The 23,301-nt window shown below is 52.5% G+C and carries 26 protein-coding genes and 1 pseudogene; 22 read left to right on the top strand and 5 right to left on the bottom strand.

Translation table 11 applies throughout. The features are described 5' to 3' along the window. Positions 1 to 41 precede the first annotated feature (41 nt). Entirely contained in the window at positions 42 to 473 is a 432-nt protein-coding gene (locus NST37_RS17630) for a DUF2935 domain-containing protein (protein ID WP_003386697.1), read from the top strand. Between the two features lie 12 nt (positions 474 to 485). Here NST37_RS17630 and NST37_RS17625 read toward each other — a convergent pair whose 3' ends face one another. Then, positions 486 to 740, bottom strand: coding sequence for a hypothetical protein (locus NST37_RS17625; RefSeq protein WP_122958779.1), 255 nt, complete (start codon positions 738 to 740; stop codon positions 486 to 488). A 181-nt stretch (positions 741 to 921) separates the two neighbouring features. Between NST37_RS17625 and NST37_RS17620 the strand changes: the two genes are divergently transcribed. Beyond that, complete coding sequence (locus NST37_RS17620) at positions 922 to 1,263, top strand: PspC domain-containing protein (protein ID WP_003386695.1); 342 nt, start codon at positions 922 to 924, stop codon at positions 1,261 to 1,263. Positions 1,264 to 1,334: 71 nt separating this feature from the next. Beyond that, entirely contained in the window at positions 1,335 to 1,505 is a 171-nt protein-coding gene (locus NST37_RS17615; RefSeq protein ID WP_003386694.1) for a hypothetical protein, read from the top strand. Between the two features lie 51 nt (positions 1,506 to 1,556). Here NST37_RS17615 and map read toward each other — a convergent pair whose 3' ends face one another. Next, a complete protein-coding gene (gene map, locus NST37_RS17610; protein ID WP_003386693.1) occupies positions 1,557 to 2,303 on the bottom strand; it encodes a type I methionyl aminopeptidase in 747 nt (248 codons plus the stop codon). A gap of 122 nt (positions 2,304 to 2,425) precedes the next feature. Here map and nadE point away from each other — a divergent pair, with 122 nt between their 5' ends. Together nadE and NST37_RS17600 are read left to right on the top strand one after the other, a co-directional pair. Continuing rightward, positions 2,426 to 3,178, top strand: a complete 753-nt coding sequence (gene nadE / locus NST37_RS17605) for an NAD(+) synthase (protein ID WP_122958795.1) — start codon at positions 2,426 to 2,428, stop codon at positions 3,176 to 3,178. Positions 3,179 to 3,251: 73 nt separating this feature from the next. Next, the gene (locus NST37_RS17600) at positions 3,252 to 3,476 is read left to right on the top strand and encodes a hypothetical protein (RefSeq protein ID WP_003386691.1); all 225 of its coding nucleotides are present in this window, start codon (positions 3,252 to 3,254) and stop codon (positions 3,474 to 3,476) included. Between the two features lie 109 nt (positions 3,477 to 3,585). Here NST37_RS17600 and NST37_RS17595 read toward each other — a convergent pair whose 3' ends face one another. After that, positions 3,586 to 4,074 carry a DUF2062 domain-containing protein gene (locus NST37_RS17595; protein ID WP_003386690.1) on the bottom strand — a complete coding sequence of 163 codons (489 nt, stop codon included), beginning with the start codon at positions 4,072 to 4,074 and terminating at the stop codon, positions 3,586 to 3,588. A 211-nt stretch (positions 4,075 to 4,285) separates the two neighbouring features. Between NST37_RS17595 and NST37_RS17590 the strand changes: the two genes are divergently transcribed. The 9 genes and pseudogenes from NST37_RS17590 to NST37_RS17550 all read left to right on the top strand — a co-directional run bounded on the left by NST37_RS17590 (position 4,286) and on the right by NST37_RS17550 (position 13,133). Next, complete coding sequence (locus NST37_RS17590; protein WP_003386689.1) at positions 4,286 to 4,912, top strand: DedA family protein; 627 nt, start codon at positions 4,286 to 4,288, stop codon at positions 4,910 to 4,912. Next, entirely contained in the window at positions 4,909 to 5,439 is a 531-nt protein-coding gene (locus tag NST37_RS17585; protein ID WP_003386688.1) for a DUF1232 domain-containing protein, read from the top strand. Before NST37_RS17590 ends, NST37_RS17585 begins: the two co-directional genes overlap by 4 nt. A gap of 17 nt (positions 5,440 to 5,456) precedes the next feature. Beyond that, complete coding sequence (locus tag NST37_RS17580) at positions 5,457 to 6,401, top strand: HD domain-containing protein (RefSeq protein WP_003386687.1); 945 nt, start codon at positions 5,457 to 5,459, stop codon at positions 6,399 to 6,401. 148 nt (positions 6,402 to 6,549) lie between these two features. Continuing rightward, positions 6,550 to 8,130, top strand: coding sequence for a hypothetical protein (locus NST37_RS17575; RefSeq protein WP_039070874.1), 1,581 nt, complete (start codon positions 6,550 to 6,552; stop codon positions 8,128 to 8,130). Between the two features lie 251 nt (positions 8,131 to 8,381). Next, positions 8,382 to 9,473 carry a hypothetical protein gene (locus NST37_RS17570; protein ID WP_003386685.1) on the top strand — a complete coding sequence of 364 codons (1,092 nt, stop codon included), beginning with the start codon at positions 8,382 to 8,384 and terminating at the stop codon, positions 9,471 to 9,473. Continuing rightward, positions 9,470 to 9,742, top strand: a complete 273-nt coding sequence (locus NST37_RS17565) for a hypothetical protein (RefSeq protein WP_003386684.1) — start codon at positions 9,470 to 9,472, stop codon at positions 9,740 to 9,742. Before NST37_RS17570 ends, NST37_RS17565 begins: the two co-directional genes overlap by 4 nt. Positions 9,743 to 9,791: 49 nt before the next feature. Further along, positions 9,792 to 11,882: pseudogene (locus NST37_RS17560) on the top strand (SEC-C domain-containing protein); the annotation flags it as partial. A gap of 100 nt (positions 11,883 to 11,982) precedes the next feature. Further along, entirely contained in the window at positions 11,983 to 12,309 is a 327-nt protein-coding gene (locus tag NST37_RS17555; RefSeq protein WP_024985204.1) for a helix-turn-helix domain-containing protein, read from the top strand. Continuing rightward, on the top strand, positions 12,249 to 13,133 hold the full coding sequence (locus NST37_RS17550) for an IS3 family transposase (RefSeq protein ID WP_155808033.1): 885 nt from the start codon (positions 12,249 to 12,251) through the stop codon (positions 13,131 to 13,133). The genes NST37_RS17555 and NST37_RS17550 overlap by 61 nt, the downstream gene beginning before the upstream one ends. A 114-nt stretch (positions 13,134 to 13,247) precedes the next feature. Here NST37_RS17550 and NST37_RS17545 read toward each other — a convergent pair whose 3' ends face one another. Then, positions 13,248 to 14,471 carry an MFS transporter gene (locus NST37_RS17545; protein WP_003386682.1) on the bottom strand — a complete coding sequence of 408 codons (1,224 nt, stop codon included), beginning with the start codon at positions 14,469 to 14,471 and terminating at the stop codon, positions 13,248 to 13,250. A gap of 154 nt (positions 14,472 to 14,625) precedes the next feature. Between NST37_RS17545 and NST37_RS17540 the strand changes: the two genes are divergently transcribed. From NST37_RS17540 to NST37_RS17505, 8 genes are all read left to right on the top strand, one after another. After that, positions 14,626 to 14,763 (top strand): hypothetical protein, encoded by a 138-nt coding sequence (locus tag NST37_RS17540; RefSeq protein ID WP_003386681.1) that lies wholly within the window; start codon positions 14,626 to 14,628, stop codon positions 14,761 to 14,763. Positions 14,764 to 14,974: 211 nt separating this feature from the next. Continuing rightward, positions 14,975 to 16,426 carry an LCP family protein gene (locus tag NST37_RS17535; protein ID WP_003386680.1) on the top strand — a complete coding sequence of 484 codons (1,452 nt, stop codon included), beginning with the start codon at positions 14,975 to 14,977 and terminating at the stop codon, positions 16,424 to 16,426. A 201-nt stretch (positions 16,427 to 16,627) separates the two neighbouring features. After that, entirely contained in the window at positions 16,628 to 16,942 is a 315-nt protein-coding gene (locus tag NST37_RS17530) for a hypothetical protein (protein WP_003386679.1), read from the top strand. Between the two features lie 77 nt (positions 16,943 to 17,019). Next, positions 17,020 to 17,469: a hypothetical protein gene (locus NST37_RS17525; RefSeq protein ID WP_003386678.1), complete on the top strand. Its 450-nt coding sequence runs from the start codon at positions 17,020 to 17,022 to the stop codon at positions 17,467 to 17,469. Between the two features lie 107 nt (positions 17,470 to 17,576). Continuing rightward, positions 17,577 to 19,580 carry an NADPH-dependent 2,4-dienoyl-CoA reductase gene (locus tag NST37_RS17520; RefSeq protein WP_031933471.1) on the top strand — a complete coding sequence of 668 codons (2,004 nt, stop codon included), beginning with the start codon at positions 17,577 to 17,579 and terminating at the stop codon, positions 19,578 to 19,580. Positions 19,581 to 19,709: 129 nt separating this feature from the next. Continuing rightward, positions 19,710 to 20,006 (top strand): hypothetical protein, encoded by a 297-nt coding sequence (locus tag NST37_RS17515; RefSeq protein WP_039070878.1) that lies wholly within the window; start codon positions 19,710 to 19,712, stop codon positions 20,004 to 20,006. Positions 20,007 to 20,068: 62 nt separating this feature from the next. After that, a complete protein-coding gene (locus NST37_RS17510; RefSeq protein ID WP_339185617.1) occupies positions 20,069 to 20,920 on the top strand; it encodes an MBL fold metallo-hydrolase in 852 nt (283 codons plus the stop codon). Between the two features lie 237 nt (positions 20,921 to 21,157). Next, entirely contained in the window at positions 21,158 to 22,390 is a 1,233-nt protein-coding gene (locus tag NST37_RS17505) for an MFS transporter (protein WP_339185616.1), read from the top strand. Positions 22,391 to 22,408: 18 nt separating this feature from the next. Here NST37_RS17505 and NST37_RS17500 read toward each other — a convergent pair whose 3' ends face one another. Then, positions 22,409 to 23,197: a GDSL-type esterase/lipase family protein gene (locus tag NST37_RS17500; protein WP_339185615.1), complete on the bottom strand. Its 789-nt coding sequence runs from the start codon at positions 23,195 to 23,197 to the stop codon at positions 22,409 to 22,411. Positions 23,198 to 23,301: the final 104 nt, after the last annotated feature.

The raw sequence follows: 23,301 nt of genomic DNA, 5'->3' as shown, positions 1-23,301 counted from the left end.
GTGGACCCAAACGGGCACAGATATACAGAGGAGGAGTCTTTGTGCAATTTTATTACGATGACAAGATGCCGCTCAGGATTCTGGACGAGGGAGACTTTTGGAAGCAGCAAGAGAACGAGCATACCGTTGTGCTTCGGGAGCTTGCGCCCAATCTGGAAACGCCGTTCGTAGAGGCACTGATGGCGTGGGAGCAGGCTTTTGCTCAAACGCAAGGCATGTTCGTACGATACATCGAAGTTGTCGTGAGGTCGGGCAATCAGGTGAGCGCTGAAACGCTGCACCAAATCAGGGAGCTGGTCACATTCGCGATGCAGCAGAGTGAGCAGTTTATCCAGCTCCTTAACCAAATAGGGGAAACAAGTGCACCGTATCGCAACAATCCCGTAGCCATAACTGTGCTCAACCACATTCGCCGGGAATCGGAATACTTTATCGGCATTACGCAGGCCCTGCTTGCCAATCAGGTGATCTGACGACGAGTCGTTTTATTCGAACCCCGGGTAATGGGATACGGCGTCTTTTCGAAGGCTGCGGTCGTATTCTCCGGCTGTTCCGGAATTTGCCGGTGTTCCGTACGGTGTGGCGTTTGGTTCCATGCCAGGGGGGAGAAGGACGTTTTGCTGGTAATACATGCTTCGGTCGCTATCCAAAACAGCGTTTGTCCGCATCTGTCCGGGCGACTCATTTGCAGGCGTGCATCCTGCCAACATTGCAGCCAGAAACATGATCAGAAATGGCATCGAATTCACCTCAGTTGTAGAGTGGTCGTAGCTTTGCCATTTCATACGCCAAACGGGGTCCGACCGCGTCCTCCGTCCCGGGACGGAGGACAAATCCCCCCAGGGCCAGTTTTGATCGGCGTTCCTTTCGGGTATCTTGGAGATACAAACGGAAACGGATACAAAGAGAGGAAGGAATGTCATGATGGAAAGACGTCTATATCGATCTCGTTACGACAAGCGACTGTTTGGTGTCTGCGGGGGAGCGGCCCGTTTTCTCGGGGTAGATGCTACATTGGTGAGGATCGGTGTGGTGATCCTGACCTTGTTTACAGGTGTGCCGCTTCTGATTTATTTTCTCCTGGCCTTGCTGATGCCAAAGGAGCCGGTTTGGTCTTACAGCCATGATGGCTGCGATCCTTTTGACCCGATGTTCGGACGCGGCTACGATCTGGACAGTGAGATCGAACGGCTGGAAAAACGCGCACTGGTCCAAGAGGTGCATCGCCTGCGCGCGGAATTGGCCAAGTGGAGAGGGATTTAGACGACAACTTTTTTGCCTTTCTGCATACGATGTAAGGTAGAGTGCAGCACTTACATAGGGAGGGAAAGGCAGTGTATCTCGGCGTGTTCGACATGAATCAGCGTCTGGAGCAGACCCGCAAGGTACTGCGGGAGAAACAGCACTTGAAGAAGCTGATTGAAGAAGATATTCGCGAGCTGGAGAAAGACGTAAAGAAGCTGGAAGAGTTGACCAGCACTACTGCAAACAGCGTCCGCGCATAACGCAAAAAGTGGCTCCGCCTGATCAAAAGGGGGCCACTTTTTTTATGCCTGTTATTGCTTTGTTAAAATCAACGGACCGTCAGCTGTGATTGCAATCGTATGCTCATACTGTGCCGACAGCTTGCCGTCGCGTGTACGCGCCGTCCAACCGTCCTCGTCGATTTTCACATGATACGTCCCCACGTTCAGCATCGGCTCGATCGTAATTACCATGCCTTCTTTCAAGCGCGGCCCGCGGCCTGCCGGACCGTAGTGGGGAACATACGGCTCTTCGTGCATTTTTTGCCCAATGCCGTGGCCGGTAAAGTCGCGAACGACCGAGTACCCTTGCTCCTGGGCGTAGGTCTGAATCGCATGGGAAATGTCGCCGATCCGATTGCCCACGACTGCCTGCTCAATCCCCAGGTACAGGGATTTTTCCGTGACCTCCAGAAGCCGTCTCGCTTCTTCCGAAATATTGCCGACAGCGTAGGACCAGGCGGAGTCGGCGAGCCAGCCATTGCGGTTGACGACCATGTCGATCGTGACAATATCTCCATCCTTGAGGGGCTCTTTTTTAGGGAAGCCGTGGCAGATAACATCGTTGACGGAAGCGCATGTCGCATATGGATAGCCGGAATATCCCTTTTGTTCGGGAGTTACGTTATGTTTTTTCAGAAATCCCTCGACGAATTGATCGATTTCCCAAGTCGTGATGCCCGGGCGGATCAATTTGGCCAACTCCCGATGGCAGGCAGCCAGAATCTCGCCTGCTGCTCTCATCTGGTCGATTTCTTCTTGGTTTTTGAGAATGATCATCGGTTCGCTCCTTCATAAAGTAAGTCTTTCTCTCTATAGTGTAGACCTGTTTGCCGTCGATTGCCACAGTCAATTCCGCATGGTAGGATGAGGAGGAAATGTTGGAGACGGGGGGACTTGACTTGGACAAGTTTGAAGCACATTTGGCGAATTACCAGGCTCATGTGAAAGAAGATATCGAGAAAAGACTGGCCTTCATCCGTGAGCAGGTGGACGGACCTGGCCTGGGCGGTGCAGTCGTCGGAATTTCCGGGGGCATCGACAGCGCGGTGACAGCAGCGCTTTGCGTCCGTGCACTTGGGCGGGACCGGGTCATCGGCGTATGGATGCCTGCCTATTCACTTCCTGTCCACGAAGAGGATTCCCGCAAATTGGCAGAGGCAATCCAGCTCGATCTGTTTACGGTGGATATCGGTCCGGCGTATGATGCCATCCTGCCTGCGATTGAAGGTGTGCTGAAGCTGGACGATAAAACCCGGGGCAATACCAAAGCGCGTTTGCGCATGACGACGCTTTATGCGATCGCCAATCAAAAGGGGTACCTGGTAGCAGACACCTGCAATCGCAGCGAGGTTCATGTCGGATACATGACCAAAGGCGGCGACGGATTGGCTGACTTTAACCCGGTTGCCAGCCTGACCAAGCACGAGATGCGGATTCTCGCCCGTGAACTGGGGGTTCCCGAATCCATCATCGTCAAGCCGCCTTCTGCAGACCTGTGGGAAGGACAGACGGACGAACAGGAAATGGGCTTTACCTACGAGGAATTGGATCGGCTGCTGATCACAGGAGAAACAAATCCGGAGGCCAAGAAGCGCATCGATTACTTGCACCGAATTTCGGAGCACAAACGCCGTCTGATGCCGGAGATCTAAACATTGATTCTTTGTCCGGTTTGTACGATAATGAAAGGTACGCGCAAATCTTTCTAGTAAAGAGGTGGAACAGATGTCGACAACTGAACTGATGCTGAAAACGTCACTGGAAGGACGCGTTCTTCGGACCTTGCAAACGCACTTCCGCCGTCCGAACATCGTCCTTGTCCGAGAAAGCCTGGGTGCTAACGGACTGTCCCCTGAACAGGTAGAGGAAACTCTTCGCTTGCTTCAAGAAGGCAACCTGACCGTTGCTGAAATCATGAGCCAATTGCGGGAAAAGGGCTTTTTTGGATAATCTATGCCGCATGAAAAAAGACCGGTCTGACGATAGAGTCAGTACCGGTCTTTTTTCATGTGAAAAACGTCCAGACGCATGTTCGGTTCTGCAGCTTGCGGGCTTTGTTTTACGGAGTGGATGGCCCCCGCGCAGGAACACGCCGCGCACGCTTGCGACGGTACCATTGCAAAGCGGAGTACACCAGGAAGTAGCTTCCGATGGCGACGATCAGCCCCATGACGGCACTTCCGGTAAAATAAGCCAATCCTTTTTCCTTCATCCAGACCAGCCAGCCCGCGACCGATTCATTGTTGTGTTCCAGATGCTCCTGAAGAGGCCTGCCCACGATCGAGTAACCCAATTGATAGTTCAAAACCATGAAGATAGGCAAGACCAGCTTGCCGATGACGAAGCCGATCAGTCCGGCAGGCAGGCTGCAACGGAACAGTTTGACCAGCGGAAAGAGCAGGAGAAATGCCAGACCAAAGGTCGGCAACGTAATGAACTCGACGAAAATACCAACGGAGAATCCGCGAGCCACAAAGGATGGGGCTCCCTTCATCCGGATGAGCTTGTAGTACTCGTACTTCATTTTTCGGAAGATTTTTTTCCACATGCCGGCTTGTCCCTCGTTTACCAGTTCAACTCATTCAACTCATTATAGCGAAAAGGGACCAAGAAAGCCACGGCTGACGTGCAGTTTTTCGTCATTTTTCTACAGCAATTTCCAAAATCAGGGAATATGGTTGGGCGAATGTTTGTGCCTGAGCTTTGTTTTTGGCATAATGAGGGAGTAGTTTATCCGGTGTTGAAATGTGGTGTCTTGCATGGAGGAAATCGTAACATCGTTTGGCGGATATATCACACACTATGGTTATGGAGCCTTGTTCGGCTTGTTTTTTCTAGGAATTCTCGGAATGCCCCTTCCGGAGGAAACACTGCTCGTCTTCTCGGGGTTTTTGGTGTCCACAGGGCAGTTAAAGCTCGTTCCCACCTTTATCGCTTGTTTCTTGGGGTCGATCTCCGCGATGACGTCAGCGTACTGGATCGGCAGAACCTTGGGCTTTTCCTTTATCGAGCGGTACGGGAAAAAGTTGGGACTGGGCTACTCCCTGTATAAAAAAACGGAAGGATGGTTTAACAAGGTAGGAAAATGGGCGTTGCCGCTCGGTTATTTTATCCCTGGTGTCAGACAGTTTACCGCGTATTTCGCCGGGATTACCCGTCTGCCGTTTCCGACCTTCATGCTGTACACCTATTCAGGTGGGCTGTTTTGGAGTGTTTTATTCGTCACACTCGGGTGGCAGTTGGGCGAACGCTGGGACGAGCTGTTCAATCTCATTGCCAGAAACCTGGCGATCTTCTTCGTAGCCGTATTTGCCCTGATCGCCGCATGGTCTTTTTGGCGCATGCGCAGGGCACAGTCAAAACCGAAAAGGGGGAATCACACATGAGCGAAGAGCAACAAGACAACCGCGGTACGGGTGAGAACCTGCCGGCAGTTCAAAAGTCGAGAGAATTGGTTCCCATCGAGCTGCCTGAACAGCACCAGCGCTTTTACGACAAGCTGAGAGCCAAAATCGAGGCGTTCATTCGGGAGCAGAGCGGCAACGAAGCGGTGGCGAAATACATTTTGCTTGCTCCGGACCTGTTTGTTTTGCTGGCGCGGCTGCTGGTCGACAAGCGCGTCGGTCTGCAGGCCAAGGCTTTGGCCGGAGCTGCCGTCGCTTACTTCATTTCACCGATCGATTTTATCCCGGAGGCGATTACAGGCGCTTTCGGACTGCTGGACGATGTCGTGTTCGCCGTTTATGCGCTGAGAAAAATACTCGTGGATGTCGACGAGAGCATCGTGAAGGAGCACTGGAACGGAGAAGAAGACTTGCTCCGCGTCATCACCAAGGTCGTCCGTTCTGCAGATGATCTGCTGGGCAAAAAGCTGGTGAAAAAGATCGAACAGACACTGTTTCGAAAAAAATAAAACGAGAGGTCCTATCTATGAAATATTTGCTTGATTATCAAGAGGGAGAACGGGTTGTCGCGTTTTGTCTGGTGAAAAGCAAGGAAGCGGGGGTCGCCAGCAACCAGAGCGAGTACCTCAATCTGGAGCTGGGAGACCGTTCGGGCACGATCAGTGCCAAGCTGTGGGATGTCACACCCGAGCTCAAAGAAGAGATTCAGGTTAAGTCCGTCATCAAAATTGATGCCGCTGTGCAAAGCTACCGGGGGAAAAAGCAGCTGGTCATCCAGCGGGTCCGGCTGGCGACAGCATCGGATGAGGTGCAGATGGAATCTCTGGTGCCCGTCTCACCCTTCCCTGCAGACGAGCTTTGGGACAAGCTGATGAAAGCGGTCGACAGTCTGAAAAGCGATACGCTGAAGACCATCGTCACGGAAGCCTTGAGCGACCCGGAAACGGCAGAAAGACTGCGTGCTTTCCCGGCTGGCGTGAGAATGCACCATCAGTACTATCACGGGCTTCTGGAGCATATCGTCTCGCTGCTCTCCGCAGCGGAGAGGCTGCTCCCGCTCTATCCGCAGGCGGATCGGGATGTGCTGGTGGCGACCTGCATTCTCCACGATATCGGCAAGCTGTACGAGCTGTCCGATCCGATCGCTCCCGAATATACAACGCCCGGACAATTGATCGGCCATTTGGTGATGGGAGTGGAGATCGTCAGCGGCATCTGCCGCAAACACGATATTCCGCTGGGGAACGCGGAGGTGCTTCACCTGAAGCATTGCATTCTCAGTCACCACGGCGACGTGGAAAACGGCTGGGGAAGCGCCGTCTCGGGAAAAACGCCAACGGCCATCCTGTTCCACCACCTCGATATGATCGACAGCAAGATGAACGCGCTGGGTCAAACGTTGAGTGACATGGAAGACGAGGAGTGGGCCTATTCCGCGGTCGTAAAGAGGAAAATCTGGCGAGGGTATTGATGCATGACAGCCTAAAAAAGAACCGTCTGCTTACGGCAGGCGGTTTTTTGCGGAAAGGCTCCTATTTTCATAGATCGAAAGCAGTGTGACTATTTCCTTATCTGGAACGTAATACCAAATAGACGTGATCAATAAGGAGGAGCTTTCATTGAAAAACGGAAGTAAAACATTGGTGGCGCTGATTGCGTGCTCGCTGCTCGCTACGCCGGCATGGGCTGCGGAAAAACAAGAGCGGCCGTTGATGACGACACTGCTCAACAAGCTGGAAGATCTGCCATTTCAAGCCCAACTGACAATCACCGGCGTGCGTGATGATATTCCGCTGCTCAAAAATATGAGGGTAGGGACGATCTCCCATCAAGATGATACATACACCGTCACCTTGTCCAATGCGGGCAAGACGGAACGGAGCGACGAGAAGGCAACTGCTACCATCAAGGTCAAAGAGGATGGAGAATTGATCTCCTTAAAGGTGAAGGAGCCGGATGCCGCAAGCGGAAAATTGCCCGATTTGTACGGAGATAAAAAGCTGGTAAACGATTTTGTAAACTACCGTCTCTCTCCCGATTTTACGGCAAGCTCGTTTGCGGTGTTGGGCATCGAGGACGGTCAGCACGAAAACAAAGCCATCTGGTCAGTCTATCCTACGATCAACGGCGTTCCGTTACAGAAGAAAGCAGCGGAAGTGGTCGTGAACGGAGACAGGGATATTGTGTTTGTCAAACGGGAAAACGTAAAGCTTCCGAATCAGTCCTCGGTCGATGATCCGCGAAAAGCGGTTCCGGTCCAAAAAGCGAAGGACGCTATCGCAGAAAATCTGAAGCTGGAGTTGGTTTACGATGAAGAAAACGGGAGCTGGCTGTACCTGCCGCGCACGGTAGAGGCGGTCAACGCTTTGACAGGAGAGCCGGTGTCTCCCATGCGCACAGTAAAGGAGGAGCAGGTCGAGATAAACGGTCAGGCTGACCTGTCTGCTTGGCAGGATAGCTTCAAGCTGGAGCGTGTTTTGAAAGCCGAGCTTCAGCTCCCCTCCGTGCCCGTTGATATTGGAGAGGAAACAAAGACAGCCGCCGAGAAAAATGGCAGATGGGATGCCCCTGTAACAAGGGCCGGCATTCACGCAGTTTTTGATAAAGAAAAGAAAGGCTGGACGATCAGTGTCGACGACGAAGCACGGAAAGAACGCGAGGAGCCGTTATCGGATCGGGAAGCAAGCAAAATGGCTGTCAACTTTGTTCAAAACGCATTGATTTCCGGAAAAAAATCTTTTCTCGTAAAAGAAATGAGTCTTTCTGCAGAACGGCCAAAATGGGCTGAAAAGTCGAAGGACTACCGGGAGTACACATACGCTTTCCACGAGGTGTTTGCCAATGGCGCAATAGGCTTGCAGCCGCTGTATACGATTGTGGTCGATGCGGATAGAGGCGGGATTCGCTCAGTAGAACACAAGATGACCAAACGTCCGGAAACAGAAGAAAAACTGGCGAGCGTCAAAGGAAAAGCGGCAACAGACGCAATTTTGCGCGACCTGGAGGTATCCCTGTACTATATTTATCCGGAATACGGAGGGCAGACCCCTTCGCTTCCGCAATTAGTCTACCTGCCGGTTAATATGGAAACTCTGGCGCTCAACGCCCAAACCGGAGAGCCGGTAAAACGCGTGCCCAAAGAGAAGCAGACAGACCTGGAGAAAGAGAAAGGGAAAAAGAAAAAGTCAGAAGAAGAGTAGAAAGCAGCGAAAAATTGGCGGGAGAGCGGTACGATTTCGCGCTGTTTACAGTGAGGGGGAGGATAATCCCCCTCCCTTTCTTTTTGTAGGCACAAATCTGCCCGTAAAAGGCCAGCAAGATATTTTCTAATCAGTCAGATTGGACAATCGGGGCAATCCGTAGTAGGATTTTTTTTATTCGTGTCGAATACCTTTGTGATTCCCATTTGTTTGGCGGTTGTTTTGCCAAGCGAACTAGAAGGAGAAAGTATATGAAACGGCCAACCTATACCCTGTCGAGTATCGTTAAAAAGGTGTTTCGGTCAGGCGAACGCTCGCTTCCTCGCGAAGAAATCTGTGCGCGTTTGAACGAGACCGGACTGATTTCCCTTCTGGACATGGATGCAGAAGCGCTGCTGGCCAAAGTACTGCAGATGGAACAGTCGCCTGTGCGCATCGGGCGGACAGAAGCGATCGTGGAGGTAACGTACCAGCCCCATCAACTGTTTGATCTGGCGTATCGTTTTTTGCGCGATACCCAATCGCCGAAAACGCTGGAACAGATCGTAGCTGAGCTGCGTCGACAAACGCAGTTTGGATGGAATCAGATCATGCGGATGCTGCAACTGGAGCGCGATCTTCGCTTCGTCCAATATCAGGGGGATGTTCGCTGGTTTTTGGCCGATTGGACATTGGCCAACGATCAGGTGTACCAATTTTGCCGCAAAAATGGCATTGCGCAAATATCTGTTAGGTCGCTTACGCATTTTCTGGAGCTGGAAGCAGAAGTGCCGCAGGGCTCCGTTTTTTTGTCCGCTCTGGACGATCGGTTTCGCACAGATGAGGAGACGCTTCACATCATTGTCCGCGAAGACATCACCGATTCTGAGGAAGATGATGCCGATGCCGAACCAGACGGCGAGCAAGTGGAATGGGAACTGGAGAAAGCAAGCGCCGAAGCAGCTCCCACAACCGCGCAAATCGAGCAACAGTCTGTAAACCAAGCACCTTCAGAACAATCCGAAGTGCGGGAAGAAATTGCTGCATCACCTGCCAAAGCACCCGATGAGCAGCAAGAAGCGCCGCCTACACGACAACATGAACAACATGAACAACTACAATTTGAGGAGGAATTGCCAATGAACGCTGTTCAAACTCAATCTGCTTATCAGGAGGCCAAGGAAATGCTTCGCCTGGCCCTGGACCGTCTGCAGGTCCGCAATCAGGAAATGGCTCAGGAGGTTGTTGCCCATTTCCAAAAAAGCAATATGCAAGCTATAGAAGTTCTGATGAAAGAGAAACATAAAAATGAGCAACTCGCACTTGGCATTGAGCAAGTGCTGAAAGCCAACGATCAGCAATGAGTGATCTGGAGGCCAAGATCCGGTTGGAGGTTAGGTTTGCCTTGCTGCGCGACATTATCGCGAGTTATCGGATTCGCCTACAGGAGATGGAACGGAAAGTTGTGGAGCTGTTCGCCGCCAATCAGTTGGCGGCCATATCCGAATGCATGGAGGAACAGCAACGCATAGTCAGACTGATTCGCAAGCTGGAGCAATTTATCAAGGAGTGGGAATCAGTCCAAGACGCCGGCATCTCGCACGAACCAAAACGAGAACATACGAAGACCTGAAATATGCGGTAGTTATAGGGGGATTGCGCTAGATCCCTGCGCATGCCGCGACGGGATAGAAAGGAGATCCAAACCCCTTATGTCTGTAGGAAGAAACGAACTGTGTCCCTGCGGTAGCGGGAAAAAATACAAAAAATGCTGCGGTGTCGTAACACCGATTACGGAGCTCCGCAGCCGCCATGAACAAAAGCTCCAGAAGGAGTACGCCGGCTGGGTAGAGCGGCTGAATCACTTTGTCAGCGGACAGGTGAGCAGTGATGCCGTTCAGGAGCTGCGTGCCCGTTTTGCCGCTGAAGTCGGTCTGTCCGGGGAGAGCGTCATGAGCCCGGAGTGGACGGCGCACTTCTTCAACTGGCTTGTACTGGACGTCAAGACGAACGGCGACACGCCGATTGAAAACTATCTCAAGCAGCACGGGCGCCGGATGGAACCTGATCTGCGCCGTGCGTTCTCCCGTCTGAATCTCGATGTTTACGAGATCGTGCAGGTAGACCGTGACGCGCTGACCGTTCAGCATCCGTTGCGCGGCGACGTCCGATACGTCATCAGAACAAATACACTGCAGGTTGAGCCGGGGCAATTGATTGCCGGCCGCTTGCTTTCGCTCGGATTGCGCGATGTGCTGTTCACCGGCAGCATCGTCCTGCAGCCTCACCTGAAGCCGGCGCTGCTGGAGTGGCTCAAAGCCCATCCCGAGATTTCCAAAGCGGCAGACGACAGCGCCGAACGCACCTACACCACTGCCTTCTATCGCTTTATCGTACAGTTTGGCGCGGAAGAAACTCCCCGGAGCGTGCAGGGCATGGTTCGGCGCGTTTATCAAGTTCCGGATATGTCCCGCCTGCAGCGGATGATTGAATCGCATCGAATGCTGGAGCTGAAAAAGCGGGAGGGCTCTCGCGAGATTTGGGTCTACGCCCCGCGGAAGGAAGAACATCTTTTTACAGCGTTAAAGGACACGCTGCTGGAATTGTATGAGGTTCAGGCGGAAGTTCTGATCCAGGACGGAACAGTCTTGTTGGAAGGGTATGCTCCCCAACTGGATGAGCTGGCAGCACTCTTGCAGCTCCCTCAAAGCTCCGGGGAGGAAGCGATCACAGCTCTGTCCTCGACGGGAGCAAAGCTGACCAAAGGAACGCTGTTCATCACAAGTCAGCCTACGCTGCCCTCCAAAGTGCTGCAATGGGCTGTCCAGACGTACTTTACGGAAAAATGGCTGTTGTCCGCGAACGACGCACTGGACGGTCTCGCACCGGTCCTGGTCGCTGCATCTGACAATGAGACGATGCAGGACAAGCTCCACAAGCTGGTGGAGCAGTTGGAAAAAGACAACAAGCTGGGTCAGGGCGTTGCCCGGTTTATCCGGGTGGAGTCGCTCAAATCGCGCCTGGCCATCGCAAACGATGATTTGCATATCGCCGGCTTGCTCTCCAGACCGTTGATCGAGGGATTGCCTGAGAGCGTCTATACGGTTCAACCGGAGCGTTTGGCTGATATCCACCAATTTGTTCAGGAGATGACCGAAGGCAAGTCTGAGGCAACGGTGAAAAAGTACGACGAGGTCATGACCAACTTCCGCTCGTTTGTACGGAGCGCCTTTGGTCCCGGATTTTCCTGGGAGCAATTCAGACGCGAGGACCTGGCATACTTCCTGGTTCACGACATCTTTACGCGTGTGGATGCTTCGACGAAGACGCTGGCAACCAATCTGCTGTCGGTTTTGACCGCTTTCTTCAAATGGCTGGACAAACAGCATCAGACAACGCTGACGCCGGTCATGCAGCCGCTTTTGGCAGAATTGAAGGAGACGCTTCCTGAAGCATACCGCTACCGGACTTTGCTGGAAAAGGATGCACATCAGCGGCTGTTTGGCAGCGAAGAGAGCTTCCGCACGGTGAAGGAAGAGACAATGGTTCTGGAAGAGAAAACAGCGGAAGGCTGGTACGTCAAAAACAGCAAGGGCGATCGGGTACTGCTCACGCTTCCGGCAGAGGATGTCCTGCAGCTCGCTTCCGACTGGCTGATTTCCGGACTGGTCGGCCAAACCGGTGACGATACATGGAGCTTGATCGGAACACCCGAGCTTTATCCGCCTGTTATCGGCCAGCTTATGGGACTCAAGCAGCGAGTTCTGGTATAAATAAAACAACAACCCCGAGGCTATCTGAAGTGCACCCCTTAGAATGGACATTGGATTAAACCCCTGGTAAATCCGATGAAATTTAAGGGGTGCATTTTTTATGGTGAAAAAGGGGCAAACGTTTAGAAGTTATTCTCACGAATTAAAGGTGGAAGCCATACGACTGCATATCGAAGAAGGATGGACATACCGTCGAATCATGGAGCATCTGGGGATTCCGGACCGCCACCGGCTTAAAGTATGGATGAAAAAATATAAACAGTTAGGCGAATTTGGGTTGATGGATCAACGAGGTAGACGTGAAGAATATGTTGATCAAGATCGATATGTTAAAAAGCTAAAACGAGAGAACTCGATGCTAAAAAAGTGTTTGAAAATCTGGATGCGGGAGGTGCAGCCCATAAGTATGAGGCGATCAAGCAAGTAGCTGGTGAGTATACGACTAGTGAACTTTGCAAGCTGTTTGGAGTCTCAAGAAGTGGATACTATGCATACTTGAAACGGCAACAAGCGGACCGGGACAAGCCCGTGAAAGACCTCATCAAAGTAGTTTATAAGAAGTATGATGGTAAATATGGGTATCGACAAACCCAGCTGTTTCTCTTACGAGATCACGGGGTATGGGTCAACCATAAGAAGGTACTACGTCTGATGCAAGAAATGAAGCTCCGTTCTCGAATACGCCGCAAATATCGAGGTCACTATGCTTCAACCGAAGGTGGACGAGTCGCTGAGAATGTGATGCAGCGGAATTTCAAAGCGGATGCACCTAATCGAAAATGGGTAACCGATGTCACACAGTATCGTGTCGCGGATACGTGGCTCTACCTGTCTGCTATTAAGGATTTGTTTAATAATGAGATTGTGGCTTACCACATTGGAGTTCGCAACGACAATCAGTTGGTCCTACGGACCTTTGAGAAAGCCTTTAAAAAGACGAAAGACGTGACTGGACTGATCGTTCACAGCGATCAGGGATTCCAGTACACGTCCTACGCTTACCACGACATGTTGCCGAAGGTTGGCGCCCAAATCAGCATGTCTCGGAGAGGCAACTGTTATGATAATGCCTCGATGGAGAGCTTCTTCTCGCATCTCAAAACGGAAGGGCTCTACCCTTATGATATCCGAAGTGTGGATGAGGCACAAAGGCGAATTGAGGAATATATTCAATTCTACAACCAAAGTCGACCACAACGAAAATTAAAAAGGCTGACGCCTGTTGAATTCAGACGTCAGCTGTCGGTCTAACGGTCGGGTTTTTTCTTACTGTCCACTAAATGGGGTCTTGACCAATCCGAGCCCGGGGTTGTTGTTTTTTGCTTACGCAAGTCTGCGTAAATTGTTTGCGCTGGAATCTTGCGTTTATACCGTCTTGTTCCAGCTCGTAATTTCCTTGTCGCTTGGCAAAAGAAGACCAAGTGCGCCGATCAAAGGCATGAGCGAGCACACCGTGATGACAAAGGAAATGCTCTGAAGGTCAGCCAGGTAGCCGAGTACGAGAGCTCCCATGCCGCCCATTCCAAAGGCAAGGCCGATAATCAGGCCGGAGACGGTGCCGATGCGGCCGGGCAGCAATTCCTGTGCGTACACGACGGTAACGGAAAAGCTGGAGAGCATGACAAGCCCGCTCAAGAACAGGACAGGATACGTCCAGATTCCGGATACATACGGCGTGAGCAAGGTCAATGGAAGCGAGCCGAGCGTGGAGAGCACGAGCAAGTTTCTTTTTCCAAAGCGGTCAGCGATCGGCCCTCCCATGAAGGTTCCAATCGCTCCGGCGAGCAAAAATCCGAATACGCAAAGCTGTGCGCTGGCGTACTCCATCCCTTTGACATCCATTAAAAAGAACTGGTAAAAGCTTTGATAGCCCGCGTTCATCCAGGAACGGACACTGACGATGAGCACGAGCAGGCCAAGAGCGATCATCCGTTTTTGTTTAAAGCTGTACGCTACGGCCTCCTGCACGGCTTTCCTCGCTCGCTGCTGTCCCTGGTACCAGATCGCGACGTAAACCAGGACAGCGCTGGCTGCAGCCGCAGGAACAAGGAACCACATCGCACCTGGCTGGCCAAGCGGCTGAAAAATGAGGATGGTCATCAGCGGGGCCAGAGCCTGGCCGGCGTTTCCTCCCACCTGAAAAATCGATTGGCCGAGCCCGCGTCTGGGACCGGAGGCATGATGCGCGACCCGGGACGCTTCCGGGTGAAAGACAGCAGAGCCGATACCGACGCACGCGACAGCCAACAGTACCACGTAATACTGGTCGGCCAGGGCCAGGGCAAGCATGCCCAACCCGGAAATCAACAGCGCAATCGGAGGCATATAAGGGCGGGACTTGCGGTCGGAGACATAGCCTACGACTGGCTGAAGCACGGATGAAGTAAGATTCACTACAAGTAAAATAATGCCTACCTGCGTGTACGTCAGTGCCAAATTGCTCTCCAAAATCGGCAGCAAGGCGGGAATGACGGCTTGGATACTGTCGTTCAGCAGATGAACGAGACTAATGGCAAACAACATGCGATAAACCGTCGGAGCGGCGCTGGCCGCTGGGCTGGCATTCAAACTGCCGGTCTGGGCACTCATATCTTCCTTCATCTCCGTATTTTTTTGCTATTTACTGTAGCACTGTTTTTTCCGAACGTCATTACTGTAAGGTCAGCATATAGCATGCAAAAATAGGAGGATGAGAAACAGAAGAGCGGCACACACTATTCCCTAGCCGAAAAGGAGGGGTAGCATGGAAAAGAAGTCGAATGATCTAAACGGCAAACAGGAAAGTCACACGCGCCATGGCGGAGACGCTCACCGTTCTACACAAAAAGAGCCTGAGGGCCCCGTACAGGGCTTCAGTCAAGCGCCACACGGCAAACAGTAAAAGCGGGCTCCCTCATCGACACAGATGGGGGAGTTTCGCATGATCGGAACATTTTTCTACAAAAGCGGACATGAATGTGCTACAATACCTTAGTCAGTATTTTACCAATGGAAGAAAAACTTAGTGCTTATTGTCGAAAAGCACTTTTCTTATTTTCAGAAACATTTCCATACAATACCAAGCGTTTTCGCTGACAAGGAGATTGATGCACATGCCGGATACAGTCGGAAAAACGCGTACTGTTGCTCATAAGACGAAGAAACCAGTCCGCCGCCGCAATCTGCGCAAATGGTTGATGTTCTTTACTGTTTTTTGCTTGCTCCTGATAGGGGGAGTTGCCGGGGCGATCTACTTGAAAATTGACAACGCCCTCGATACGGTGACCTCGCCGCAGGACGGCTATGTGTCGCCTGCTTCTGTAAATATTGATCCTACATACCATAATGATAAACCTCTTTCTCTCGTAATTCTGGGGAGCGATAGCCGGCCTGAAACAGGCTCGATGAATACGGACGTGATGATTGTAGCGGTTGCCAATCCGACCACCAAAAAGGTGACAATGGTTTCTCTGCCGCGCGATACACGTGTAAAGATTCCAGGATACCGCGATTACCACAAGATCAATTCGGTCTTTGCCAACGGCGAGGCTGAGCGCCGTCAAGCCGAACGAAAGAAACAAATACCGACTGAAGACGGGATTTCGTTGACCAAAAAAACGTTGACCGAGCTTTTGGGCATCCCGATTGATCACTACGTAGCAGTCGATTTTGACGGCTTTAAAGCCGTTATTGACGAACTGGGCGGAGTGGAGGTCAACGTGGACCGCAAGCTGGTCTACGACGATCCGACCGATAACACGCATATCAACCTGAACCCGGGCGTTCAAGTGTTGAACGGCGAACAGGCCCTTGGCTATGTCCGCCACCGCCACGACAACCGGGGAACGAAGTACTATTCCAGCGACTTTGACCGCAACCGCCGCCAGCAGGAAGTCATCGCCGCAGTGATCAACAAGGTAGGCTCGCTGGAAGGCTTGACCAAAATTTTCAGCATCATGGATGTCGGAGCCAAGCACATACATACCGACTTGTCCAAGGAGCAGATCAAAGGGCTGGCTTATGATTTCAAAGGCTTGAATTCCGCTTCCGTGACGACTCTGGACAACGGCGCCTACTGGCAAGGAAGCTACACGTTCCTGCCAAAGGAGAACCTGAATTCGATACGTGCCGCGCTGCAAACGGAGATGGGGCAGACGGAAAGCATCGTTGCGAAATTGAACGACTCTCCAATTCTTGCGGCCGGGGACGATTCTTATGCCAGCAGCAAGCCTCGCACGACAAAGAAAACGAGCGAGTCGGCCGCTTCATCGCAACCGGCGAAGCCAAAGAAGGAGCAGGCAGCCAGCAAGCCGAAAGAAACGCAGCCTGACACCGCAGAGGCGGATGAAACAGTCGCGCCGCCGCCTGACATTATGGCGCCTGACGACAACCAGCAGAGCGGGCAGACGACTCCGACACCGGACGCCACCACTCCAGGATCGGGTGCGACGCCAGGCAACGGATCGACGCCGCCGCCGGATATTGTTCAACCAACGCCCACTCCTGCTCCAAGTCAGGAAATGACTCCACCACCAGCAGGGGAAGGCGAGAAAACGACCTCCTGATCCATAACAAAATGACAGAGGAACACCCGAGATGTCGGGTGTTCTTTTTTCGTCGATGCCGTATTTGGAAAAAGATTCATAAAAAAACTTTTTGGATAAATCATTGCAAAGTGGTTTAAAAACACCAAAAGCATGGTAAAATAATAATATGCTGAGAAGACAGATAAATCTGATAAATGAAACGGACAGGGAGGGATTTGGATGACAATTTTTCTGGTCAACCTGTTTCTGGTGATCGCGTTCGTGTACCTGATCAGCCGCCAACAAAACGAAGAAATCATATATGATGAAGATTTTTTTCTCCAGAACCCCTCAGCCCTTGAAGAATACCAACAGATGCCCATCGACTTCCAACAGGCGTTCTTTCGCAAACATAAGGACTGGATCAAGGAAAAATACATGCGCGGCGAAAGCTACGTGCTCGCTTTTTGCCCCAACAAGGAAGTAAGGCGTGCCTGGCTCTCGGAATTCGTCAATAACAAGGACTTGAACAATACACCCACCCCTTCGCCATGAAGGGGTTTTTCGTTGATCCCCCCGGCGTGGTATACTTCGGATAGGAACGTAAGTGTGCAACAGAAGGAGTAGACAAAATGCTGCAAAGACTGATTGAACTATGGGACCAAAACATGCCGGAGAACGGTATGATCCATGATGTGATTTTGCGTTCGGAGCATTCCTTGCTGGAAGACGAAGAAACCAAGGAAGTAAAGCTGATCATTGCTCCAGCCGAAGGGGAGCAGCCGGCTGCGTCTGTTTTTCTCTACGAGCTGGAGCCGGGAAAAAGCTGTGAAGTGGAGATCGAGCTGGAATACCCGGGCCTTGACCTTTCGGAGCAGGGTGAACGCTTGTGGGAGCAGGCGAGAGAGATTGTAGCAGAGGTGTCCCTATCGGAGAAAAAGCGATTCCTGGCCCCTGGCCAGTTGGCAGAAGCCACCTTTATCCTCGACTATCATTTCGTCGTGGAATGCTCCGATGAAGAGGGGACCGAGAAGATTATCAAGCAAGCGGCCAGCGATTTGGGAAAATTGCTGGGGCTGTAGGGGGAGGTCGGACAGAATGAAGAGAAGGAAAATGAAAGGAGCGTGGAGAATTGTATTACGCAAAGAAATGAATGAGCATTCATTCGGATGGTGAGGAGTGAGCTGATATGGCGATCAGACGGGTATTTGAACCGATTCAGATCGGGCAGTTGACGCTGGACAATCGGGTCATGATGGGATCGATGCACGTCGGCCTGGAAAGGCTGGAGGGGGGCGTTCAGCGGCTGGCCGCTTTTTATGCCGAGCGAGCAAAAGGCAAAGTGGGCCTGATCGTAACAGGCGGAGTTGCAGTTCTCCCTGAGGGCGGCATGGGTGAAGCGTACTGCAATGCGTATGCCGACCATCATGTCGAGCAGCTTGGCCATCTTACGCAAGCCGTACATGCGGCAGGCGGCAAGATCGCGATGCAGCTTTTCCATGCGGGCCGCTATGCGTACAAAGAGACGACCGGCCTGGAACCGGTCGCCCCGTCCCCCCTGCAAGCGCCGATCAACCGGACGAAGCCGCGCGAGCTGAGTCCGGAAGAGATCGAACGGACGATTCAGGCGTTTGCCGATGCAGCGCTTCGGGCCAAACGGGCGGGGTTTGACGGTGTCGAGATCATGGGATCGGAAGGATATTTGATCAATCAATTTCTTTCTCCTGTCACGAACCATCGCACTGACGAATGGGGAGGAGACTTCGAGCGCAGGTCGCGATTTGGCATCGAAGTGATGAAACGGGTCAGAGGGGCAGTCGGAGAGGGCTATCCGGTCATTTTCCGCATGTCCGGTCTCGACCTCATACCCGACAGCACCACGATGGAAGAGACGCTCGAGTTCGCCAGACAGATCGAGGCTGCCGGAGCAGATGCGCTCAACGTCGGGATCGGCTGGCACGAATCAAAAGTCCCCACGATCGCCATGATGGTACCGCGCGGCGCTTATGTCTGGGTCGCCAAACAGGTCAAGGAAGCCGTCAACATTCCGGTTATCGCCAGCAATCGCATCAACGATATCAGGCAGGCAGACGCAATCCTGGAGGACCAATATGCGGATATGGTTTCGATGGCAAGACCGCTGCTGGCCGACCCGGATATCGTGAAGAAAAGCATGGAGGGCAGATTTGACGAAGTCAATACATGCATCGCCTGCAACCAGGCTTGCCTGGACCACATCTTCGAAGGCAAGACAGCGTCCTGTCTGGTCAACCCGATGGCTGGCAGGGAAGAGGAGTGGAAGCTGGCGAGTGCGCCTGTGAGAAAAAAAGTAGCTGTTGTGGGAGCGGGCCCGGCAGGTTTGGAAGCGGCACGAGTTCTCGCCGAGCGCGGCCATCAGGTCGTCGTTCTGGAAAGACAGACACAGATCGGCGGGCAGCTGACATACGCGGTTCAGGTCCCAGGCAAATCCGAATTTGCCGAAACATTGCGATATTACCGAACAAAGCTGCGCCTGCTGGGTGTAGAGGTCAGGCTTGGTGTCGAGGCAAGCGCTGATCAGCTTATCGCAGAAGGGTTCGATGAAGTAGTGATTGCTACAGGTGTCATCCCTCGCATTCCGGAGCTTCCCGGCATCGATCTGCCTCATGTAGTCAGCTATGCGCAGATCTTTGAAAAGAAGGCAAGCGTGGGGAGCAGGGTCGTGATCATCGGAGCAGGAGGAATCGCCTGCGACTTGTCCCATCTTTTGGCGGAATCCGCCCAGCTGTCCTCCGAGACAATGAAATATTTGCTGGAGTATCGGATTGTGGAGCCAAAGCAGCTGCAGCGGATGCAGACAAGTCCGAGACGAATCTCGATACTGAGGCGTGGCAAGCATGTGGGAACAGGACTGGGCAAAACGACCCGCTGGGCTGTGCTCGCCAATTTGAAAAGGCAGGGAGTGGAAATGCTGACGGAGGTGGAGTACCGCGAGATAATGCCGGAGGGCGTGCGGATCGTCCATCAGGGGGAAGAGAAGCTGCTGCCGGCAGATACAGTCGTGATCGCGGCCGGAAACACGCCAAACAATCGCCTGTATGAAGCATTGCGGGAAAAGCTGCCGGTCCATCTGATTGGCGGCGCCAGAGAGGCAGGAGAGCTGGATGCCAAACGGGCCATTTACGAGGGAGCGGCGATCGGCAGGAATATATAATCCATTCGCACCATAATAGAATATTGTCGGCTTTTAGGATCTTTTGTCGAAAGACTATCATTTGTACATGTTTTTTTGCAAAATAAAAATGTGCTGTTCAAATCAATTTGAATGGGGGCTCTCGCCTTGATGAATCAAAATGGCATCTTATTGGGAAAACGTCATTTCTTGCACTCTACCGAGCGGGTTGTAAAAGTGGAGGGATGGACGTTTACAATAGCCCCGGGTTTTAAGGTGATTGCCGGCGGCAGTGCCAATCCGCTGCAAACGTTGATCAGCATTTATCACGAAACCGAGAAAATCGCACAACTCGTGCTCAGTCATAGACGCTGCGATTCGGATCTGTCTGTCCAGGCCATCTCCAGTGAAATTTGTCTGGAAATGTCGCCCGCGACTCGTACGGTCAACGTAGCAGTAAAACAATAGGGCACCCAGGCAGGGTGCTTTTTCACTATCCTGACCCTATTTTCAGACAGGAGATGAGGCAAATGAAGTTGACAGAATGGAAGCTGGGGGAGTTTTCCCTGACCTGGCTGCGAGGCGGCCTGACACAGTTGGATGGCGGTGCGATGTTTGGAGTGGTGCCAAAGCCTCTGTGGAGCAAGCGTTACCCAAACAACGAGCTGAACCAGATACCGCTCCGGGCTGATCCCATTCTCCTGCAAGCGGGCGGGAAGCGCATCCTGATCGAATCGGGAATCGGGAAAGATCGTTTGACCGAAAAGCAGAAGCGCAATTTCGGATTGCAGGAAGAATCAGAGGTGCTCGAGTCTCTGCAAGCGGTTGGACTCTCTCCGGAAGATATTGATATTGTATTAATGACCCACATGCACTATGATCACGCCAATGGACTGGTATCGGTCAAGGACGGCGGCCAGTTGTCCTCCACCTTCCCCAGGGCCGTTATTTACGTACAGGAGATGGAGTGGGAGGAGATGAGAAACCCCAACATCCGTTCCCGCAATACATACTGGGAAGAAAACTGGCGTCCGATCGAGCAGCAGGTGCAGACCTTCGGCTCCGAGCTTTCTGTCATCCCGGGTGTCACGATGCACCATACAGGGGGACACAGCCAGGGACACAGCATTGTCAGAATGGAAAGCGGGGGCGAGCTTGCCCTGCACATGGCTGATCTGATGCCGACTCATGCACATCAAAATTCTCTGTGGGTGCTGGCTTATGACGATTACCCGATGGACTCCATTTTTGCCAAGGAAAAATGGGTCAAACAAGGCTTGAAGGATGGAGCGTGGTTTACCTTCTACCACGACGCCATCTATCATGCGGTAAAGTGGAATGAGCAGAACGAATTGATCGGTCAGATCAAAGTGGAAGCATAAAGACGTGCCATTGCGATTCAGAGCCGGGGAGAAGCCCCGGCTTTCTTGCATTTTCATCTGTCCGCCTCCGAGTTTTTCCAACCTTATCAAATAATCGAACATCCTCATCGAAATTTTCCATAATCAAAAAGCTTCAAACTTGATTGACGAATCAAGTGCCGCTCACTACAATAAAAAAAAACTTACGGAACTGTTCGGAATTGGTAGAAGAGCAGAACACCTAGAGGAGAGAGAAAAATGAGTAGGGTCAGCGCAATGTTTCGTGAGTTTCACCCGATTGTCTGGTCATTGGTGGTCGGGACGGTATTTGTACGGGCGGCCAGCTCGATGAGCATGCCCTTTCTGTTTCTGTTTTTGTCCAACCATACGGATATGGACCTCGGGATGATTGGACTGACGATTGGTGCCGGTGCGCTTGCCGGAACAATCGGAGGATTTTTCGGGGGAACCCTTTCGGACAAGTTCGGACGGCGCCGGGTCATGCTCGGTGCCCTTTATGTATGGATGCTTGTGTTCGTCGGTTTTGCATTCGGGAAAAGCCCGCTTTTGTTTCTGCTGCTCAATATTATCGGCGGGCTCTGCCGTTCTTTTTACGAGCCTGTTTCCCAAGCGCTGATGGCGGATGTCACTCCGCCGGAAAAACGCTTCCGCGTCTTCGGACTCCGCTATACGGCGATCAACGTCGGGGTCGCGGTCGGGCCGATACTGGGCGCGATGCTGGCCATGACTTCCGCCGCACTGCCGTTTCTCGTAACGGCGGCCATTTACCTGGTGTACGTAATCAGCTTGCAAATGATGCTGAACGTGTTTGGGATCAAAAAGATCGAGGGGCAGAAGAAGGAAGCCGTCAGCTTTCAGCGAGCTTTTGAAGTCGTGGTCAAGGACAAGGCCTTCCGCCTGTACATGGTGGCTGGCGTCTTCGGGGCGATCGGCTACTCGCAGATGTCCTCTACCCTGGCAAAGTACGCGGAAATGTCTGTGGTTGACGGGACGAAGCTGTTTGCGATCCTGATGAGCGTAAACGCGATTGTCGTCGTGCTGATGCAGATGCCGCTTATGCGCTGGTCGGAAAAACGGACGCCGCTCACCAGTATCGTGGTCGGAAACGTGGCCTATGCGCTGGGGGATGTAGGATTTGCTTTTGCCGGTTCGTGGAGCGTGTTCATCATCGCCATGGTCGTCTTTACATTGGGTGAAATCCTCACCTTTACCGCATCTGACGTGCTGATTGACCGCATGGCCCCGGAGGATATGCGCGGTACGTATTACGGGGCCAAGAGCTTCAGCAATCTGGGGCAGTTCATCGGTCCGTGGATGGGCGGCATTTTCCTGGCTACTTTGGGAGGCAGCGCTTTATTCTGTGTCGTCGCCGCTTTTTCCTTGACCAGTACAGCCTTCCAGTGGGCTGGACAGCGCGCGTACTTGAAGCAGAGCGGGAAAGCGCTCGATGTCGCGCGAGTCCAGGCCTAAAGGGAGCGGGGAGCGAAGTTATTCCAACGCCTGCAGGATCCGGTCGGCAATCCGCTTGTAGCCCGCTGCGTTCGGGTGAAAATGATCCGTATACAAATAAGCTTGCTCCTTGTTTACGAACAGGTCATAGGTCGGCACGACCAGCACGCGGGGATAGCGAGCGGCAATATCGGAAGCTGCGCTGTTCCAATCCAGGACAGGCTGAATCGTATCCGCTGCTGCTTCGGTGTCTCCAAACGGGTTGTACAGGGACGCATAGACAATCGTTGCATCCGGGTTTGCTTTTCTGATTTGCTTGATGATCTCTTCAAAGTTGGCCGTCAGCCGTTTTGTGGCTGCGGCCAATATTTTTTCATCGAGTTCCTCCAGCTCTCCGGACTGCTTGAACAGATCGTTCCCGCCAATGGTAAAGAAGATGAGGTCGGAGGCTGCCAGCTGGCTTTGCACCTGCTTCTGAGACAACTGGGCTACGAGGGAGGGCGATTCTTGCCCGTTGATAGCCAGATTGGACAGCGTGATCTTGTTGCCGCTCTTTTTTTCCAGAGCTTGCCGCACAAGTCCGATGTAGCCAAGCCCGTTGGCGTCACCGACACCTCTTGTCAACGAATCACCGAGCCCGACGATTTGCCGGACTCCTTCTTCCGGGACCAGAGTAGGCGGCTTTGCCTCTTTTACAGGGCCGACTGGGCCTTCTGGAGCAAGCTGGCTCGGGTCAAGAGCGAGCACAAAACCAGCCGCCAGCAGCAGCATCGAGGCCAGCGAGAGAAGTCCAAACACGCGCCATAACCAATTACCGGAGCTTTGCATGGGTACCTCCCGTTTCGGTATTGAATCGTGTTGCATGGTATAATGTGACAGTAAACGTATATTTTGAGTGTACCACAACAGACCCTTTTTTGCCCAAGCAGGGG

This window comes from Brevibacillus sp. FSL K6-6036 (genome assembly GCF_037964015.1).
Lineage (GTDB): Bacteria > Bacillota > Bacilli > Brevibacillales > Brevibacillaceae > Brevibacillus > Brevibacillus borstelensis.
This window is presented reverse-complemented; position numbering and strand designations above follow the sequence as displayed.

Coding starts and splice junctions, on each gene's coding strand:
- NST37_RS17565 (WP_003386684.1), top strand. CDS start 9,470: ATGAGTGATCTGGAGGCCAAGATCCGGTTGGAGGTTAGGTTTGCCTTG.
- NST37_RS17505 (WP_339185616.1), top strand. CDS start 21,158: ATGAGTAGGGTCAGCGCAATGTTTCGTGAGTTTCACCCGATTGTCTGG.
- NST37_RS17570 (WP_003386685.1), top strand. CDS start 8,382: ATGAAACGGCCAACCTATACCCTGTCGAGTATCGTTAAAAAGGTGTTT.
- NST37_RS17580 (WP_003386687.1), top strand. CDS start 5,457: ATGAAATATTTGCTTGATTATCAAGAGGGAGAACGGGTTGTCGCGTTT.
- NST37_RS17500 (WP_339185615.1), bottom strand. CDS start 23,197: ATGCAAAGCTCCGGTAATTGGTTATGGCGCGTGTTTGGACTTCTCTCG.
- NST37_RS17520 (WP_031933471.1), top strand. CDS start 17,577: ATGGCGATCAGACGGGTATTTGAACCGATTCAGATCGGGCAGTTGACG.
- NST37_RS17525 (WP_003386678.1), top strand. CDS start 17,020: ATGCTGCAAAGACTGATTGAACTATGGGACCAAAACATGCCGGAGAAC.
- NST37_RS17545 (WP_003386682.1), bottom strand. CDS start 14,471: ATGAGTGCCCAGACCGGCAGTTTGAATGCCAGCCCAGCGGCCAGCGCC.
- NST37_RS17535 (WP_003386680.1), top strand. CDS start 14,975: ATGCCGGATACAGTCGGAAAAACGCGTACTGTTGCTCATAAGACGAAG.
- NST37_RS17540 (WP_003386681.1), top strand. CDS start 14,626: ATGGAAAAGAAGTCGAATGATCTAAACGGCAAACAGGAAAGTCACACG.
- NST37_RS17625 (WP_122958779.1), bottom strand. CDS start 740: ATGCCATTTCTGATCATGTTTCTGGCTGCAATGTTGGCAGGATGCACG.
- map (WP_003386693.1), bottom strand. CDS start 2,303: ATGATCATTCTCAAAAACCAAGAAGAAATCGACCAGATGAGAGCAGCA.
- NST37_RS17530 (WP_003386679.1), top strand. CDS start 16,628: ATGACAATTTTTCTGGTCAACCTGTTTCTGGTGATCGCGTTCGTGTAC.
- NST37_RS17590 (WP_003386689.1), top strand. CDS start 4,286: ATGGAGGAAATCGTAACATCGTTTGGCGGATATATCACACACTATGGT.
- NST37_RS17620 (WP_003386695.1), top strand. CDS start 922: ATGATGGAAAGACGTCTATATCGATCTCGTTACGACAAGCGACTGTTT.
- NST37_RS17510 (WP_339185617.1), top strand. CDS start 20,069: ATGAAGTTGACAGAATGGAAGCTGGGGGAGTTTTCCCTGACCTGGCTG.
- NST37_RS17595 (WP_003386690.1), bottom strand. CDS start 4,074: ATGTGGAAAAAAATCTTCCGAAAAATGAAGTACGAGTACTACAAGCTC.
- NST37_RS17585 (WP_003386688.1), top strand. CDS start 4,909: ATGAGCGAAGAGCAACAAGACAACCGCGGTACGGGTGAGAACCTGCCG.
- NST37_RS17555 (WP_024985204.1), top strand. CDS start 11,983: ATGGTGAAAAAGGGGCAAACGTTTAGAAGTTATTCTCACGAATTAAAG.
- NST37_RS17600 (WP_003386691.1), top strand. CDS start 3,252: ATGTCGACAACTGAACTGATGCTGAAAACGTCACTGGAAGGACGCGTT.
- NST37_RS17515 (WP_039070878.1), top strand. CDS start 19,710: ATGAATCAAAATGGCATCTTATTGGGAAAACGTCATTTCTTGCACTCT.